The sequence below is a fragment of the Citrobacter sp. 506 genome (assembly GCF_050434985.1).
In the GTDB taxonomy this organism is placed as follows: domain Bacteria; phylum Pseudomonadota; class Gammaproteobacteria; order Enterobacterales; family Enterobacteriaceae; genus Citrobacter; species Citrobacter braakii.
Genome location: NZ_JBNDJN010000003.1, coordinates 54,568 through 69,694 on the forward strand (window position 1 = coordinate 54,568; position 15,127 = coordinate 69,694).

The 15,127-nt window shown below is 52.4% G+C and carries 20 protein-coding genes; 14 read left to right on the top strand and 6 right to left on the bottom strand.

All coding sequences use genetic code 11. The features are described 5' to 3' along the window. Positions 1 to 75: 75 nt before the first annotated feature. Positions 76 to 1,698, top strand: a complete 1,623-nt coding sequence (locus ABIE10_RS13215) for an isovaleryl-CoA dehydrogenase (protein ID WP_429155999.1) — start codon at positions 76 to 78, stop codon at positions 1,696 to 1,698. A gap of 85 nt (positions 1,699 to 1,783) precedes the next feature. On the opposite strand, the gene yjfN is transcribed toward ABIE10_RS13215, so the two are convergent. Beyond that, positions 1,784 to 2,059 (bottom strand): DUF1471 family protease activator YjfN, encoded by a 276-nt coding sequence (gene yjfN / locus ABIE10_RS13220; protein ID WP_016151420.1) that lies wholly within the window; start codon positions 2,057 to 2,059, stop codon positions 1,784 to 1,786. A 147-nt stretch (positions 2,060 to 2,206) separates the two neighbouring features. Next, positions 2,207 to 2,536 carry a biofilm peroxide resistance protein BsmA gene (gene bsmA, locus ABIE10_RS13225; RefSeq protein ID WP_029139740.1) on the bottom strand — a complete coding sequence of 110 codons (330 nt, stop codon included), beginning with the start codon at positions 2,534 to 2,536 and terminating at the stop codon, positions 2,207 to 2,209. A 181-nt stretch (positions 2,537 to 2,717) separates the two neighbouring features. On the opposite strand from bsmA, the gene yjfP reads away from it, so the two are divergent. After that, entirely contained in the window at positions 2,718 to 3,467 is a 750-nt protein-coding gene (yjfP, locus tag ABIE10_RS13230) for an esterase (protein ID WP_429156002.1), read from the top strand. Here the strand turns inward: yjfP and ulaR are convergent. Further along, positions 3,464 to 4,219: an HTH-type transcriptional regulator UlaR gene (gene ulaR / locus ABIE10_RS13235; protein ID WP_003025646.1), complete on the bottom strand. Its 756-nt coding sequence runs from the start codon at positions 4,217 to 4,219 to the stop codon at positions 3,464 to 3,466. The genes yjfP and ulaR overlap by 4 nt on opposite strands. A gap of 106 nt (positions 4,220 to 4,325) precedes the next feature. Next, on the bottom strand, positions 4,326 to 5,390 hold the full coding sequence (gene ulaG, locus ABIE10_RS13240; RefSeq protein ID WP_429156004.1) for an L-ascorbate 6-phosphate lactonase: 1,065 nt from the start codon (positions 5,388 to 5,390) through the stop codon (positions 4,326 to 4,328). Positions 5,391 to 5,757: 367 nt separating this feature from the next. Here ulaG and ulaA point away from each other — a divergent pair, with 367 nt between their 5' ends. Genes ulaA through ABIE10_RS13270 form a run of 6 tightly spaced genes read left to right on the top strand, consistent with a single transcriptional unit; the run spans position 5,758 to position 10,168 of the window. Further along, on the top strand, positions 5,758 to 7,155 hold the full coding sequence (gene ulaA / locus ABIE10_RS13245; protein ID WP_016155515.1) for a PTS ascorbate transporter subunit IIC: 1,398 nt from the start codon (positions 5,758 to 5,760) through the stop codon (positions 7,153 to 7,155). Between the two features lie 15 nt (positions 7,156 to 7,170). Next, positions 7,171 to 7,476, top strand: coding sequence for a PTS ascorbate transporter subunit IIB (gene ulaB, locus ABIE10_RS13250; RefSeq protein ID WP_016151426.1), 306 nt, complete (start codon positions 7,171 to 7,173; stop codon positions 7,474 to 7,476). Positions 7,477 to 7,487: 11 nt separating this feature from the next. After that, a complete protein-coding gene (ulaC, locus tag ABIE10_RS13255; RefSeq protein ID WP_016151427.1) occupies positions 7,488 to 7,955 on the top strand; it encodes a PTS ascorbate transporter subunit IIA in 468 nt (155 codons plus the stop codon). 12 nt (positions 7,956 to 7,967) lie between these two features. Further along, positions 7,968 to 8,618 (top strand): 3-keto-L-gulonate-6-phosphate decarboxylase UlaD, encoded by a 651-nt coding sequence (locus ABIE10_RS13260; RefSeq protein ID WP_216404145.1) that lies wholly within the window; start codon positions 7,968 to 7,970, stop codon positions 8,616 to 8,618. Positions 8,619 to 8,627: 9 nt separating this feature from the next. Continuing rightward, entirely contained in the window at positions 8,628 to 9,482 is an 855-nt protein-coding gene (locus ABIE10_RS13265; RefSeq protein WP_016151429.1) for an L-ribulose-5-phosphate 3-epimerase, read from the top strand. Beyond that, positions 9,482 to 10,168, top strand: a complete 687-nt coding sequence (locus ABIE10_RS13270; RefSeq protein WP_094761021.1) for an L-ribulose-5-phosphate 4-epimerase — start codon at positions 9,482 to 9,484, stop codon at positions 10,166 to 10,168. Before ABIE10_RS13265 ends, ABIE10_RS13270 begins: the two co-directional genes overlap by 1 nt. Positions 10,169 to 10,298: 130 nt before the next feature. Here the strand turns inward: ABIE10_RS13270 and yjfY are convergent, their stop codons facing one another. Beyond that, on the bottom strand, positions 10,299 to 10,574 hold the full coding sequence (gene yjfY, locus ABIE10_RS13275; RefSeq protein WP_016155520.1) for a DUF1471 family protein YjfY: 276 nt from the start codon (positions 10,572 to 10,574) through the stop codon (positions 10,299 to 10,301). A 297-nt stretch (positions 10,575 to 10,871) separates the two neighbouring features. Between yjfY and ABIE10_RS13280 the strand changes: the two genes are divergently transcribed. The 6 genes from ABIE10_RS13280 (at position 10,872) to ABIE10_RS13305 (ending at position 14,302) form a co-directional block, all read left to right on the top strand. Next, on the top strand, positions 10,872 to 11,636 hold the full coding sequence (locus ABIE10_RS13280; RefSeq protein ID WP_016151432.1) for a TSUP family transporter: 765 nt from the start codon (positions 10,872 to 10,874) through the stop codon (positions 11,634 to 11,636). 159 nt (positions 11,637 to 11,795) lie between these two features. Beyond that, complete coding sequence (gene rpsF, locus ABIE10_RS13285) at positions 11,796 to 12,191, top strand: 30S ribosomal protein S6 (protein WP_016151433.1); 396 nt, start codon at positions 11,796 to 11,798, stop codon at positions 12,189 to 12,191. A 6-nt stretch (positions 12,192 to 12,197) separates the two neighbouring features. Further along, entirely contained in the window at positions 12,198 to 12,512 is a 315-nt protein-coding gene (priB, locus tag ABIE10_RS13290; protein ID WP_003025674.1) for a primosomal replication protein N, read from the top strand. A gap of 4 nt (positions 12,513 to 12,516) precedes the next feature. Continuing rightward, positions 12,517 to 12,744 carry a 30S ribosomal protein S18 gene (gene rpsR, locus ABIE10_RS13295; protein ID WP_000135199.1) on the top strand — a complete coding sequence of 76 codons (228 nt, stop codon included), beginning with the start codon at positions 12,517 to 12,519 and terminating at the stop codon, positions 12,742 to 12,744. 41 nt (positions 12,745 to 12,785) lie between these two features. Further along, positions 12,786 to 13,235 (top strand): 50S ribosomal protein L9, encoded by a 450-nt coding sequence (gene rplI, locus ABIE10_RS13300; protein WP_003025676.1) that lies wholly within the window; start codon positions 12,786 to 12,788, stop codon positions 13,233 to 13,235. 143 nt (positions 13,236 to 13,378) lie between these two features. Then, on the top strand, positions 13,379 to 14,302 hold the full coding sequence (locus ABIE10_RS13305; protein ID WP_019078212.1) for a DMT family transporter: 924 nt from the start codon (positions 13,379 to 13,381) through the stop codon (positions 14,300 to 14,302). 54 nt (positions 14,303 to 14,356) lie between these two features. Here the strand turns inward: ABIE10_RS13305 and ABIE10_RS13310 are convergent, their stop codons facing one another. Further along, a complete protein-coding gene (locus tag ABIE10_RS13310) occupies positions 14,357 to 15,007 on the bottom strand; it encodes a LysM-like peptidoglycan-binding domain-containing protein (protein WP_016151435.1) in 651 nt (216 codons plus the stop codon). Positions 15,008 to 15,127 lie beyond the last annotated feature (120 nt).

Consider the following 15,127-nt stretch of genomic DNA (forward strand, 5'->3'; position numbering starts at 1 on the left):
TGTGATCTCCCTCCGTCGCGAATAATGTGGTTCTGACCATACTTAAGGTGACGGCCATTGACGGAGGGAGACACAATGCACTGGCAAACGCATACCGTTTTTAACCAACCTGTACCGCTCAATAACAGCAACTTATATCTGTCCGATGGCGCGCTGTGTGAAGCGGTTATCCGTGAAGGCGCTGGCTGGGACAGCGATCTTCTCGCCAGTATTGGTCAGCAACTAGGGACTGCCGAGTCGCTCGAGCTTGGCCGTCTGGCCAATGCTTTTCCACCCGAGTTGTTGCGCTACGACTCGCAGGGTCAGCGGCTGGATGATGTGCGTTTTCATCCTGCCTGGCATTTGCTGATGCAGGGATTGTGCGCCAATCGCGTACATAATCTGGCCTGGGAAGAAGACGCGAGGCAGGGAACATTTGTCGCCCGGGCAGCCCGTTTCATCCTGCATGCGCAGGTGGAAGCGGGCACGTTGTGTCCGGTTACCATGACTTTTGCCGCCACGCCGTTGTTACTTCAGATGTTACCTGCACCCTTTCACGACTGGTTTACGCCGCTGCTAAGCGACCGTTATGACTCGCATTTACTGCCAGGAGGGCAAAAGCGTGGGTTATTGATCGGCATGGGAATGACCGAGAAGCAGGGGGGGTCAGATGTGCTGAGCAATACCACTCAGGCAGAACGTCTTACAGACGGCTCGTATCGGCTGGTGGGACATAAGTGGTTTTTCTCCGTGCCGCAAAGCGATGCCCATTTGGTACTGGCCCAGGCAAAGGGAGGCTTATCCTGCTTTTTTGTACCGCGATTTTTACCCGACGGGCAGCGTAATGCTATCCGTCTGGAGCGGCTGAAAGATAAGTTAGGCAATCGCTCCAACGCCAGCTGCGAGGTTGAATTCCACGATGCGATTGGCTGGCTATTGGGTGAAGAAGGGGAAGGTATACGTCATATCCTGAAAATGGGCGGGATGACGCGTTTTGACTGTGCGCTCGGCAGTCATGGCATGATGCGACGTGCTTTTTCCGTCGCGATTTACCATGCGCACCAGCGACAGGTTTTTGGCAAACCATTGATCGAACAACCGATGATGCGCCAGGTATTAGGTCGGATGGCGCTCCAACTGGAAGGTCAGACGGCGTTACTGTTCCGACTGGCACGGGCCTGGGACCGTCGCGCTGATGCCAAAGAATCTCTGTGGGCCAGGTTGTTCACGCCAGCAGCGAAATTCTCTGTTTGCAAGGCCGGTATGCCGTTTGTTGCAGAGGCGATGGAAGTGCTCGGCGGGATTGGCTACTGCGAGGAGAGTGAATTGCCGCGCCTGTATCGTGAGATGCCGGTAAACAGTATCTGGGAGGGCTCTGGCAACATTATGTGCCTCGATGTATTGCGGGTGCTGACAAAACAACCCGGCATATACGATATGCTCAGCGAAGCCTTTGCTGAGGTAAAAGGGCAAGACCGACATTACGATCGAAGGGTACGTCAACTACAGCAGCGTTTACGTACACCCAGTGAGGAGTTGGGACGGGAGATTACACAGCAGCTTTTCCTGCTCGGTTGCGGGGCGCAGATGTTGCGCTATGCCTCTCCGCCAGTGGCGCAGGCCTGGTGTCAAATGATGCTCGATACGCGTGGTGGACTACGATTGTCCGAGCAGGTGCTGAACGACTTGCTCCTGCGGGCAACGGGGGGATTACGGTAATAATATGCCTGATGGCGACGCTGGCGCGCCTTATCATGCCTCCATTCAATGTAGGCCGGATAAGTTTACGCCATCCGGCGATCTGTTAAGCATAGAGTATGGCCTGTACGCGCCAGTTGTCGGGCTGCTGGTCTTCGTACATCTGAATGATCCGATACCATGAGGCACCCTGTTCATCCGCTTTTAACGCGACTACTCGTTCTACATCCTGCGGATTCCCTGCAATGTTACTGACAGATATCAGGCCAATTTCGTTCAGGCCTGTAACGCAGTCAGCACTGGCGAACTCGGCAGACTGCGCCGTAGTACCTACCAGTCCGGCAGAAAGCAGCAGTGAGGATAAGGCAAGTGATTGTTTCATCGTCAGCTCCATTATTCGTACCCCTACACACGGCAGGGCATTCCATCGCGATCATAAACCTCAAGCTTCCTGCTGTTGGTTTATTGTGCACAGGTAAACGCATAGCGGCGCAAAGCAATGTAAAGCTGACTAAATTCCAACCCAATGTTATTTACGATACAAAATAGCCTGTGAATACCATTGGCCTGTCACGATGGTTTCATCCACTAATAAAACCACGTAGTAATCAGCTTTAGCCGCGACGGCTTTGTCACGGATCTCTGCCAGCGCATCATCCGGAGAGCCTCTTACCAGTGCGCTGACCGTTCCTATTCGCTGTAACCCATTACTCTGGTCACGGCGGATCTCCTGCGGGTGGTCGGCAACGGGCGGTGCGGGTTGCGGCGTTCCCTGTAGCACGCTACAGGCGCTTAAAAGCATCACCAGCAATAAAGAGGCAAACCGACGCATAACTCTATCTCGTTTCCTGATAGCCATAGTGTAGTGCCTTATCAATTTCCCTTTAGGGGAATGTTCCCGAAGTGTTATCTCTCACGCGATTTTCGAATGAAAATGTTGCGAAAGCGTAACCCAGTTCTCAACATTATGAATCATTGCCGAACACATTCGCTTGCGTTAAGTATTGCTGCATGGCATACCAGAAAAAAAGAGGCGACAAATGATTGAAATTGAAACACGACAGTTGGCTGGTATCCCTGTCCTGCACGCCGTTCCGGCTGGTAAACGCGAGTGTTCACTCCCTTGCATTATTTTCTATCACGGGTTTACATCTTCAAGTCTGGTCTATAGCTATTTTGCCGTTGCTCTGGCTCAGGCCGGATTCCGGGTTGTCATGCCAGATGCGCCCGACCATGGTGCCCGCTTCAACGGTGATGCTCAGGAGCGAATGTTCCGCTTCTGGCATATATTGCAGCAAAACATGCAGGAGTTTACGACGTTACGTGCGGCGCTGGTGGCGGAAAATTGGCTATCAGATGAAAGACTTGCTGTTGCGGGGGCGTCGATGGGAGGCATGACGGCGTTGGGCATTATGGCCCGCCATCCCGAGGTTAAATGTGTAGCCAGCCTGATGGGTTCGGGCTATTTTACCCGTCTTGCACAAACGCTTTTTCCCCCTTTACGGGTCCAGACGCCAGAGCAGCAGGCGGAGTTCGATGCCGTTATCGCACCGCTCGCCGAATGGGACGTTACGCATCAGCTACAACGGCTGGCCGACCGACCGTTGCTGTTGTGGCATGGACAGGAGGACGATGTGGTGCCCGCGGTTGAAACCTTCCGCTTACAGCAGGCGCTGATTCAGGCAGGGCGGGATAACAATTTAACCTGCCTGTGGGAAGCGGGCGTGCGCCACCGCATCACGCCAGAGGCGCTGGCTGCGACGGTAACGTTTTTTCGCCAGCACCTTTAAACGCGCATGATGCTTACGCCCTGAGCTTCAAGTTGTTGCAGAATCTCAGGGTTAGCGTTTTTGCCGGTAATGAGCATATCGATTTGATCGGCGCGACTGAACAGCATCCCCGCGCGTTCACCGACCTTACTGCTATCGACCAGCACCACCAGTTTACCCACTACGTTAAGCATCTTCTGCTCAGCCATCGCGGTTAGCATATCGGTTTTATACAGTCCGTCCGCGGTCAACCCTTTACCGCTGGTAAACATCCAGTGTCCGGCATACAGGCTATTTTCGCTGCCTTGCGGACTAAGCGTGATGGACTGGCTTTTGTTGTATTGCCCTCCCATGATGATCACGCTGTCATGCTCCTGGTCGATCAGATAGTTCGCCAGCGGCAGATAATTGGTGATGATCTGCACCGGCTTGCCGCACATTTCACGACCAAGCAGGAAGGCGGTTGATCCGCAGTTGATCACCACGCTTTCACCCGCATTTACAAGCTGGGATGCGGCCTTGGCAATGCGAACTTTTTCATCGTGGTTCTGCGCCTGATGCAGATTCATAGGTGTCCAGCGCGGACGTTGCTGGGTGATGGCTTCTGCGCCATTGCGGACTTTCTTGAGTTTGCCGCTTTCGTCGAGTTTATTGATGTCCCGGCGTGCTGTGGCTGGTGAAATCCCCAGACGCTCAATCACGTTCTCAACGGTAACAAAGCCCAACTGCGCCAGCATATCCAGCAATATTTGATGTCTTTGTGCTTCAGTCATGAGCTATTCCGATACAAATTGATTTGAAAAGATGATATTTGAAATAGCCTGGAAATACTAAAGTAAATGGGAAAAAATGCCGGAATAGCCCGGCATTTTGTAGGGGTCACAAGAAGGATTTAAACGGCAGATCCGGTTCAATCGTGAAGCAGTCATCAAAGCCGCGCGGATAGTGATATTCAAAGTTATCTTTGTCCAGCGGCCAGGTGAACTTACCGCCCACCTGCCAGATAAACGGCTTAAAGCCATACTTCAGTCGATCTTTTTTCATCTCCCACAGTACGCGGATCTCCTGAGGGTCGGCCTGGAAGTTTGACCAGATGTCATGATGGAAAGGGATCACCACTTTCGTATTCAACGCTTCCGCCATGCGCAGCATGTCGGAGCTGGTCATTTTGTCCGTAATCCCGCGCGGATTCTCACCATAGGAGCCGAGCGCAACGTCGATCTGGTGCTCGTTGCCATGCTTTGCGTAGTAGTTAGAGTAGTGCGAGTCTCCGCTGTGGTACAGCGTACCGCCCGGTGTTTTGAACAGGTAGTTTACCGCACGTGCATCCATACCATCCGGCAGCACACCTGCCGCTTTTTGATCGGCAGGTAACGTGATTAATGCCGTACGATCAAACGCGTCAAGCGCATGAATTTCAATATCTTTCACTTTCACCACATCGCCTGGTTTTACCACGATGCAGCGCTCTTTTGGCACACCCCAACCCATCCACAGATCCACACAGGTTTGCGGCCCGATAAATGGCACGTCATCGGCGCAGTTTTGCATGACGGCGGCCGCGACATTCACGTCGATGTGATCGTTATGATCGTGTGTCGCCAGCACCGCATCGATCTGTCGAATTGCAAACGGATCAAGAACAAACGGCGTGGTGCGCAGGTTTGGCTGCAGTTTCTTCACCCCAGCCATGCGTTGCATCTGGTGGCCAGTTTTCATTAGCGGGTTACCGTGACTCTGTTTACCCGTCCCGCACCAGAAATCGACGCAAATGTTCGTCCCGCCTTCCGACTTCAGCCAGATGCCGGTACAGCCAAGCCACCACATAGCGAATGTGCCCGGGGCGACCTGCTCCTGTTCGATCTCTTCATTCAGCCAACTTCCCCACTCCGGGAATGTGCTCAGGATCCATGATTCACGCGTGATGGTTTTTACTTTACTCATCGCATTTACCTTCATATTTATTCAGATTAAGTCAATTTATGATTTGTTTTGATTGATATTGACATCATTTTTTCAAGAAGGCAATGCGTTGATTTTTGGTGTTCAGCGGGGAAATGTGAGCAAATCACAGCGTGACAGGATGGTTTACTTGAGTGTTTGTTTTGTATTTTATTGTTTTAATAGAGTTTATTTTGGAAGTGATTAATTAGAAGTAAAGCCACTCTGCAAGTGTGTGAATTATTTGCGTACTGCATCACATTTAATCAAATTCAATCTTGTTGTGATTACTTTTGAAAATTAGAGTGAGGGCACAACATCCTGGGCATCTGTAATGAATGTTCAGCAACTTCGTCTACTGGAGATCGTTATGGAGATCCTCTACAACATCTTTACCGTCTTTTTTAATCAGGTTATGACCAACGCGCCCTTGCTGTTGGGTATTGTGACCTGTCTTGGTTACATCCTGCTGCGTAAAAGCGTCAGCGTTATTATCAAAGGCACGATCAAAACGATTATCGGTTTTATGTTGCTGCAAGCGGGATCGGGCATTCTGACCAGCACGTTTAAACCGGTGGTGGCGAAGATGTCCGAAGTTTACGGTATCAATGGTGCGATTTCCGATACCTATGCCTCCATGATGGCAACCATCGAACGTATGGGCGATGCCTATAGTTGGGTGGGTTATGCGGTGCTGTTGGCGCTGGCGCTGAATATTTGTTACGTACTGCTACGGCGTATCACCGGCATTCGCACCATCATGCTGACCGGCCACATAATGTTCCAGCAGGCGGGCCTGATTGCCGTCTCTCTCTACATCTTCGGTTACCCGATGTGGACCACCATCATCTGCACCGCGGTGCTGGTGTCGCTCTACTGGGGCATTACTTCCAATATGATGTACAAGCCGACGCAGGAAGTGACCGACGGCTGCGGTTTTTCCATCGGTCACCAGCAGCAGTTCGCTTCATGGATTGCCTACAAAGTCGCGCCTTATCTGGGTAAGAAAGAGGAGAGTGTTGAAGATCTGAAGCTGCCGGGCTGGCTGAATATCTTCCATGACAACATCGTTTCTACCGCGATTGTTATGACCCTCTTCTTCGGCGCGATCCTGCTCTCTTTCGGTATTGATGTGGTTCAGGCGATGGCGGGTAAAACCCACTGGACGGTCTATATCCTGCAGACCGGTTTTTCGTTTGCCGTCGCTATTTTCATTATCACTCAGGGCGTACGTATGTTCGTTGCTGAGCTTTCAGAAGCGTTCAACGGTATCTCTCAACGTCTGATCCCGGGTGCAGTGCTGGCTATCGACTGCGCGGCGATTTATAGCTTTGCGCCCAACGCGGTGGTCTGGGGCTTTATGTGGGGCACCATCGGCCAACTGATTGCGGTGGGCATCCTGGTGGGTTGCGGCTCTTCTATTCTGATTATCCCAGGCTTTATTCCGATGTTTTTCTCGAACGCGACTATCGGCGTGTTTGCTAACCACTTTGGCGGCTGGCGCGCGGCGCTCAAGATTTGCCTAGTGATGGGGATGATCGAAATCTTCGGCTGCGTCTGGGCGGTGAAGCTCACCGGTATGAGCGCCTGGATGGGCATGGCGGACTGGTCAATTCTGGCGCCGCCGATGATGCAGGGCTTTGCCTCCATCGGCATCGTGTTTATGGCCGTCATTATTCTGATTGCACTGGCTTATATGTTTTTCGCAGGACGCACCTTGCGCGCTGAGGAAGACGCAGAAAAACAACTGGCAGAACACTCTGCTTAATAAGGAGTTCCGATTATGACCGTACGTATTTTGGCTGTATGTGGCAATGGGCAGGGGAGTTCCATGATCATGAAGATGAAGGTGGATCAGTTTTTAACCCAGTCAAATATTGACCATACGGTAAACAGTTGCGCAGTAGGCGAATACAAAAGTGAACTGAGCGGCGCGGATATCATCATCGCTTCTACCCATATCGCCGGTGAGATTACCGTATCGGGCAATAAATATGTTGTTGGCGTACGCAACATGCTGTCTCCCGCCGATTTTGGACCAAAACTGCTGGAAGTGATCAACGCGCATTTCCCTCAGGACGTGAAGTAAGGAGGCGGCCTATGAAATTACGTGATTCGCTGGCAGACAATAACGCCATCCTTTTACAGGCCGAGGCCAGCTCCTGGCAGGAAGCGGTAAAGCTGAGCGTGGATCTGCTGGTTAAGGCTGATGTGGTTGAACCACGCTACTACCAGGCCATCCTCGACGGAGTCGAACAATTCGGCCCGTATTTCGTGATTGCGCCCGGCCTGGCGATGCCGCACGGCCGTCCGGAGGAAGGGGTCAAGAAAACCGGTTTTGCGCTGGTGACGCTGAAAACACCGCTGGTGTTTAACCACGAAGATAACGACCCGGTCGATATCCTGATCACCATGGCGGCAGTAGACGCCAACACACATCAGGAAGTCGGCATCATGCAGATCGTGAATCTCTTTGACGACGAAGCCAATTTCGACCGTTTACGCGCCTGCCGCACCGCGCAGGAAGTGCTGGATTTAATTGATAACGCCACTGCGGCGGCTGTTTAAAAGGATACCAAAATGTCATTACCTATGTTGCAGGTTGCGCTGGATAACCAATCAATGTCTTCCGCCTATGAAACGACGCGTCTGATTGCCGAAGAGGTCGATATCATTGAGGTGGGCACGATTCTTTGCGTGGCAGAGGGGGTGCGCGCCGTACGCGATCTGAAGACGCTTTATCCGCATAAAATTGTGCTGGCGGACGCCAAAATCGCCGACGCGGGTAAAATCCTCTCGCGCATGTGTTTCGAAGCCAATGCTGACTGGGTTACCGTCATCTGCTGCGCGGATATCAACACCACCAGGGGGGCGCTGGAGGTGGCGAAAGAATTTAACGGCGACGTGCAGATTGAACTGACTGGTTACTGGACCTGGGAGCAGGCGCAGGAGTGGCGTGACGCGGGCATTGGGCAAGTAGTATATCACCGCAGCCGTGACGCGCAGGCGGCGGGTGTGGCGTGGGGAGAGGCAGATATCAGCGCCATCAAACGCCTTTCTGATATGGGCTTTAAGGTCACCGTCACCGGTGGCCTGGCGCTGGAGGATCTGCCGCTGTTCCAGGGGATCCCTATCCACGTCTTTATTGCCGGACGCAGCATTCGCGATGCCGCCTCTCCGGTAGACGCTGCGCGTCAGTTCAAACGTTCCATCGCCCAACTGTGGGGATAAGTAGCGACTATGTTGTCGAAACAGGTCCCGCTCGGTATCTATGAAAAAGCGCTCCCCGGCGGGGAGTGCTGGCTGGAACGCTTGCAGCTGGCGAAGGAACTGGGCTTTGATTTTGTTGAAATATCGGTTGATGAAACCGACGATCGCCTGGCGCGTCTTGACTGGCGCCGCGAGCAGCGACTGGCGCTGGTGGCCGCTATCGCTGAGACAGGGATACGCGTACCGTCCATGTGCCTGAGCGCTCATCGTCGGTTCCCCCTTGGCAGTGAAGATGATGCGGTGCGCGAACAGGGGCTGGAGATCATGCGTAAAGCCATTCAGTTTGCGCAGGATATCGGTATTCGCGTTATTCAACTGGCGGGTTACGACGTCTATTACCAGCAGGCCAATAACGAAACGCGTCGTCGGTTTCGCGATGGGCTGAAAGAGAGCGTGGAGATGGCGAGCCGCGCGCAGGTGACGCTGGCGATGGAAATCATGGATTATCCGCTGATGAATTCGATCAGCAAGGCACTGGGTTATGCCCACTATCTCAACAATCCGTGGTTCCAGCTGTATCCCGATATTGGCAATTTGTCGGCGTGGGATAACGACGTGCAGATGGAGCTGCAGGCTGGGATGGGTCATATCGTTGCCGTACACGTGAAGGATACCAAACCTGGTGTATTCAAAAATGTGCCGTTTGGTGAAGGGGTTGTTGAGTTCGAACGTTGTTTTGCGACGCTCAAACAGAGTGGGTACTGCGGACCATACCTGATTGAGATGTGGAGTGAAACGTCGGACGACCCGGCACGTGAAGTCGCGAAGGCGCGCGACTGGGTGAAGGCGCGAATGGCCAGCGCAGGTCTGGTGGAGGCGGTGTAATGCAAAAACTTAAACAGCAGGTTTTTGAGGCCAATATGGATTTGCCGCGCTACGGGCTGGTGACGTTCACCTGGGGGAACGTCAGCGCCATTGACCGCGAGCGCGGGCTGGTGGTGATTAAGCCTAGCGGCGTCGACTACCAAACGATGCAGGTAGATGACATGGTGGTTGTGGATCTGGCCGGCAACGTAGTGGAAGGGCGCTATCGTCCTTCTTCTGATACCGCCACCCATCTGGTGCTGTATCGCCGCTATTCTTCTCTCGGCGGCGTGGTGCACACCCACTCAACCCACGCGACGGCATGGGCGCAGGCGGGTCTGGCAATTCCCTCGCTCGGCACGACGCATGCGGATTACTTCTTTGGCGATATTCCCTGCACCAGGGCGTTAACTGAAGCTGAAGTTCAGGGCGAGTATGAGCTAAATACCGGTAAGGTGATTGTCGAAACGCTGGGGGAGGTGGAACCTTTGCATACGCCTGGCGTAGTGGTGTACCAGCATGGCCCGTTTGCCTGGGGCAAGGATGCTCACGATGCGGTACATAACGCCGTGGTGATGGAGGAAGTGGCAAAAATGGCATGGATTGCGCGTGGCATTAATCCGGCGCTTAGCCCCATCGACAGCTATCTGATGAATAAGCATTTCATGCGTAAGCACGGTCCAAACGCCTATTACGGACAGAAGTAACGACTAAGTCCTGGAGCCCAATTATTCAGGGGATGTTATTGATCTGGCTGTGGGACTTTGTTGCAAAAAAAGCCCCCTGTGAAGGGGGCAAATTAAACTGCGGCAATGTTCTCGTTGGTTATTTCTGGTGCTAGCGGTAAATATCTGCACTGGCGTGCATATTTCCGTTACTACCGGGTTCCCTGGTGAGGATCACGTGGTAGTAGGTTGCGCCTTGCGCATCGGTCTCTTCATTCAGGGCCTGAGTGGCTTCACTTTCAGTGGCGAAGTTATGATTTATGTAAATGACGCCTAAGCTCTGCACATCATCCATATTCCTGGCCTGATGATTGTCAATTTTGATGGCTGCCGTTGCATTTGCACTAAGCAAAAGCATAGCCAGAAGGGTCAAAACACGGGCTCGCATATGTACCTCCTCGACTGCGGTCTCTGGTTGCCTCTCTCCTGTGAGTGATTAGCTTCTGATGTAATTTTAACCGTTACCGGCGCAGTCGATAGCGACCATTTCTGATGCAGTTGTTCAAAAAATTACCGCATGACCATCTTTTCTTTTATTAACAGGCCGCTGGTGTGTACCGCGCGGTGAAAAATACCTGTCTTTCGCGCATAAGCACTTACCAAATAGTCAATTTAATCGGGTGAGTACGCCGTTTATAGTGAGCCGGATAATTAATATAACTTTATGATAATAAGGCAAAAACTTATGGATACTTCATTCATGGATTTCAGCTACTTTGTGATTATGTTTATGGTCGCGCTGGTGGCAGGCTTTATTAACGTGGTGTCGGGCGGCGGTGGTTTTCTCTCGATTGGCGCACTGTTAATTTCTGGTTTACCCCCGGCGAATGCGCTGGCAACCAATAAAATTCAGGCGCTGGGCAGCTCGCTGACCTCCGGGATTTATTTTTTACGCCGGGGGCATATCAACGTGCAGGAGCACAAGTATGTGTTTTTATCTGCCTTTATCGGTTCTGCGATGGGAACGACGCTTATCCAGTTCATTGAACCGGAACTGCTGAAGAAACTGCTCCCGATCCTGATTATCGCGGTCGCCATCTACTTTATTTTTGCGCCAAATCTCAGCGAACCGAAAAGAAAGCAGCAGGTATCCCTGTTTCTCTTCTCGTTGATCGGCGGGGGATGCATTGGTTTTTATGACGGCTTTCTCGGTGCCGGGGCTGGCTCCTTTTATACCCTCAGCTATATCCTGCTGTGGGGATACAGCATCGATAAGGCGCAAATTCACTCGAATTTTATTAACCTGGCGTCCAACATCGCCTCGATATTGTTCTTCATTTTTGGCGGTAAAATGATCTGGTCGCTGGGGCTGGTGATGTTTGCCGGGCAGTCCCTCGGCGCACGTCTTGGCGCGACGGTCGTACTAACGCGCGGCAAGAAAGTTATCCGACCCATGATTGTCATTGTCTCCATTTGCATCAGCGTCAAAATGCTGCTGGATATGTATTAATGGCGACACGATAAATAATCGTACAATTACCTTGAGTTTAGTGGCAGGCGCCAGTATTATGACGCGTCAATTTTTCAGCCGACCTTTAACACGTTCCTTGCCTCCCCGGGCCTCGGCTGACCCAGACAGGAGGCTGAATAATCCGTAAGGAGCAATTCGATGCGTCATTACGAAATCGTTTTTATGGTCCATCCTGACCAGAGCGAACAGGTTCCGGGTATGATCGAACGCTACACTGCTGCCATCACTGGTGCAGAAGGCACGATCCACCGTCTGGAAGACTGGGGCCGCCGTCAGCTGGCTTACCCGATCAACAAACTGCACAAAGCTCACTACGTTCTGCTGAACGTTGAAGCGCCGCAGGAAGTGATCGATGAGCTGGAAACTACCTTCCGCTTCAACGATGCCGTTATCCGCAGCATGGTTATGCGTACTAAACACGCTGTTACCGAAGCATCTCCGATGGTTAAAGCGAAAGACGAGCGTCGTGAACGTCGCGATGATTTCGCTAACGAAACCGCAGATGATGCTGAAGCTGGGGATTCTGAAGAGTAATTTCTGATGACCAACCGTCTGGCGTTGTCCGGCACCGTGTGCAGGGCTCCCCTTCGAAAGGTCAGTCCATCAGGAATTCCTCATTGCCAGTTCGTGCTTGAGCATCGTTCTGTGCAGGAGGAAGCCGGGTTTCACCGGCAGGCGTGGTGCCAAATGCCCGTTATTATTAGCGGACACGAAAACCAGGCCATTACTCACAGTATAACGGTCGGTAGCGCAGTGACCGTTCAGGGGTTCATCTCTTGCCACAAGGCAAAGAACGGCCTGAGCAAAATGGTTCTGCATGCCGAGCAGATTGAATTGATAGATTCTGGAGACTAGCCATATGGCACGTTATTTCCGTCGTCGCAAGTTCTGCCGTTTCACCGCGGAAGGCGTTCAAGAGATCGACTATAAAGATATCGCTACGCTGAAAAACTACATCACCGAAAGCGGTAAGATTGTCCCAAGCCGTATCACCGGTACCCGTGCAAAATACCAGCGTCAGCTGGCTCGCGCTATCAAACGCGCTCGCTACCTGTCCCTGCTGCCGTACACTGATCGTCATCAGTAATCGGTCACGGTCCATTAATACGACTTTGAGAGGATAAGGTAATGCAAGTTATTCTGCTTGATAAAGTAGCAAACCTGGGTAGCCTGGGTGATCAGGTTAACGTTAAAGCGGGCTATGCTCGTAACTTCCTGGTACCACAGGGTAAAGCTGTTCCTGCTACCAAGAAAAACGTTGAATTTTTCGAAGCGCGTCGCGCTGAGCTGGAAGCTAAACTGGCTGACGTTCTGTCCGCTGCTGAAGCTCGTGCTGAGAAAATCAACGCACTGGAAACCGTAACCATCGCGTCTAAAGCTGGCGACGAAGGTAAACTGTTCGGTTCCATCGGTACTCGCGACATCGCTGACGCTGTAACTGCAGCTGGCGTTGAAGTAGCTAAGAGCGAAGTTCGTCTGCCGAACGGCGTTCTGCGTACCACTGGTGAGCACGAAGTGAGCTTCCAGGTTCACAGCGAAGTGTTTGCTAAGCTGACTGTAAACGTAGTTGCAGAATAAGTTTTTATTCTGATTACCGCGTAAAAGCGCCGGCCTTGTGTCGGCGTTTTGCTTTTCTGTTCCCTCCGCTTTTCGCTCTGGCTATTCTTTATCCTTTTCGGGATAATCATAAAAATAAAACATTATTTCAAAGTGGTGATGGAATGGAACCAACGCACCAACCTCTGTTTGCGCGTAAAAATGTTGTCTACCTGAGCGCAGCGTTCTGCTGTCTGCTGTGGGGGAGCGCCTATCCGGCGATCAAAAGCGGATATGAGATCTTCCAGATTGCCACGGATGACATTCCTTCAAAAATTGTCTTTGCCGGCTATCGCTTCCTGTTTGCTGGATTATTGCTGCTATTGCTGGCGGTGGCGCAGCGTAAACCGATTGGCCGGTTAAGCCCGCGTCAGTACGGTCAGCTCACGCTGTTGGGACTGACGCAAACCTCGCTGCAATACATCTTCTTCTATATTGGCCTGGCGTTCACGACGGGGGTAAAAGGGTCGATCATGAACGCGACCGGCACCTTCTTCAGCGTGCTGCTGGCCCATTTTATCTATCAGAACGACAAGCTGAGCTACAACAAAGTGCTGGGCTGTATCCTGGGTTTTACCGGCGTAATGGTGGTGAACTTTAGCAGCGGACTGGATTTTAGCTTCAGCCTGTTAGGGGACGGTTCAGTGGTGATGGCGGCCTTTATTCTTTCTGCCGCCACGTTATACGGTAAACGCATTTCTCAGACGGTAGACCCGACGGTAATGACAGGATATCAGTTGGGTGTCGGCGGTCTGGCGCTGGTTATCGGCGGCTACGCTTTTGGTGGCACGCTGACCGTACACGGCGCGTCTTCAGTGGCGATTCTGGGCTACCTGACGTTACTCTCTTCGGTCGCTTTTGCGTTATGGAGTATTCTGCTCAAGCATAACCGCGTGGGGATGATTGCGCCGTTTAACTTCCTGATCCCGGTTTCGGGGGCGGTTCTGTCGGCGATATTCCTCGGCGAAAACATTCTCGAATGGAAATATGCGCTGGCGCTGGTGCTGGTCTGTTCCGGGATCTGGTGGGTGAACAAGGTGAAGCGCTGACGCTTCACCTTGATGTCTGATGCGCTGTGTTTATCAGGTCTACAGGTGTGCCGGTTAACGGGCGCGAATAAAACTGCCGTTAGGTTGTCGAGTAAACAGTACCTGCTGACCATTACCGGTATCAATGGTTAATCCCGTTACCACGCCGTTGGCATTCTGCCTGATTTGTACCATCTGGCCGTCTTTCAGGTTGCTCAGCGGTTTTCCGGCACCTTCAACCTGCGCCATTGCGTATACATCGGTTGGCGGGAGGTTATGGTCACGGAATACCTGCGCCAGCGTTTTGCCCGAGTCTACGCGATAGGAGCGCCACTGCTGCTCAATTCCACTATCCTGTTGGAAAGGTTGCGTTTGCGGCTGAGATTGCTGAGCCTGCGGCTGCGCGTCTGGTTCTCCTTCCTGGATTGGCTCTGGGGCAAGCGGAGCGACCTGGCCCGGATCGTTTTGCGGGGCGACCAACTGTGCCTGCAGTTGAGCTTCGGTCGGCGGCTGCGACTGTGACTGTAAATCCAGCTGGGCAGTACGCGTAACCACAGGGGCATCGCTGGTGTCACTGGAGGGCAGCAGGAAGCCTATCACCAGCACGATAGCAGCAATTATAATGCCGCGTCGGTGCATAGGCGGTAGCGGATCCATAATGCGAAAATTGTCCGGTGCATGCCAGATTTTCGCCAGGGTTGGTTTTAATTCAAAGCGCCCGGGCATGGCTTTCCTCCTGCTCCGCGTCTCGTTCCTCGATCATAGAGTATAGATGGCTAATGCTATGATGTTCGTCATATTACCCGCTTTCGTGACGTCAACGCGGGGTATTCCTATTGTTTATGT

Coding starts and splice junctions, on each gene's coding strand:
- ABIE10_RS13305 (WP_019078212.1), top strand. CDS start 13,379: ATGGAACCAACGCACCAACCTCTGTTTGCGCGTAAAAATGTTGTCTAC.
- rpsF (WP_016151433.1), top strand. CDS start 11,796: ATGCGTCATTACGAAATCGTTTTTATGGTCCATCCTGACCAGAGCGAA.
- ABIE10_RS13280 (WP_016151432.1), top strand. CDS start 10,872: ATGGATACTTCATTCATGGATTTCAGCTACTTTGTGATTATGTTTATG.
- yjfP (WP_429156002.1), top strand. CDS start 2,718: ATGATTGAAATTGAAACACGACAGTTGGCTGGTATCCCTGTCCTGCAC.
- ulaA (WP_016155515.1), top strand. CDS start 5,758: ATGGAGATCCTCTACAACATCTTTACCGTCTTTTTTAATCAGGTTATG.
- ABIE10_RS13215 (WP_429155999.1), top strand. CDS start 76: ATGCACTGGCAAACGCATACCGTTTTTAACCAACCTGTACCGCTCAAT.
- ABIE10_RS13260 (WP_216404145.1), top strand. CDS start 7,968: ATGTCATTACCTATGTTGCAGGTTGCGCTGGATAACCAATCAATGTCT.
- ulaR (WP_003025646.1), bottom strand. CDS start 4,219: ATGACTGAAGCACAAAGACATCAAATATTGCTGGATATGCTGGCGCAG.
- ABIE10_RS13270 (WP_094761021.1), top strand. CDS start 9,482: ATGCAAAAACTTAAACAGCAGGTTTTTGAGGCCAATATGGATTTGCCG.
- rplI (WP_003025676.1), top strand. CDS start 12,786: ATGCAAGTTATTCTGCTTGATAAAGTAGCAAACCTGGGTAGCCTGGGT.
- ABIE10_RS13265 (WP_016151429.1), top strand. CDS start 8,628: ATGTTGTCGAAACAGGTCCCGCTCGGTATCTATGAAAAAGCGCTCCCC.
- priB (WP_003025674.1), top strand. CDS start 12,198: ATGACCAACCGTCTGGCGTTGTCCGGCACCGTGTGCAGGGCTCCCCTT.
- rpsR (WP_000135199.1), top strand. CDS start 12,517: ATGGCACGTTATTTCCGTCGTCGCAAGTTCTGCCGTTTCACCGCGGAA.
- ulaB (WP_016151426.1), top strand. CDS start 7,171: ATGACCGTACGTATTTTGGCTGTATGTGGCAATGGGCAGGGGAGTTCC.
- yjfN (WP_016151420.1), bottom strand. CDS start 2,059: ATGAAACAATCACTTGCCTTATCCTCACTGCTGCTTTCTGCCGGACTG.
- ABIE10_RS13310 (WP_016151435.1), bottom strand. CDS start 15,007: ATGCCCGGGCGCTTTGAATTAAAACCAACCCTGGCGAAAATCTGGCAT.
- ulaG (WP_429156004.1), bottom strand. CDS start 5,390: ATGAGTAAAGTAAAAACCATCACGCGTGAATCATGGATCCTGAGCACA.
- yjfY (WP_016155520.1), bottom strand. CDS start 10,574: ATGCGAGCCCGTGTTTTGACCCTTCTGGCTATGCTTTTGCTTAGTGCA.
- ulaC (WP_016151427.1), top strand. CDS start 7,488: ATGAAATTACGTGATTCGCTGGCAGACAATAACGCCATCCTTTTACAG.
- bsmA (WP_029139740.1), bottom strand. CDS start 2,536: ATGGCTATCAGGAAACGAGATAGAGTTATGCGTCGGTTTGCCTCTTTA.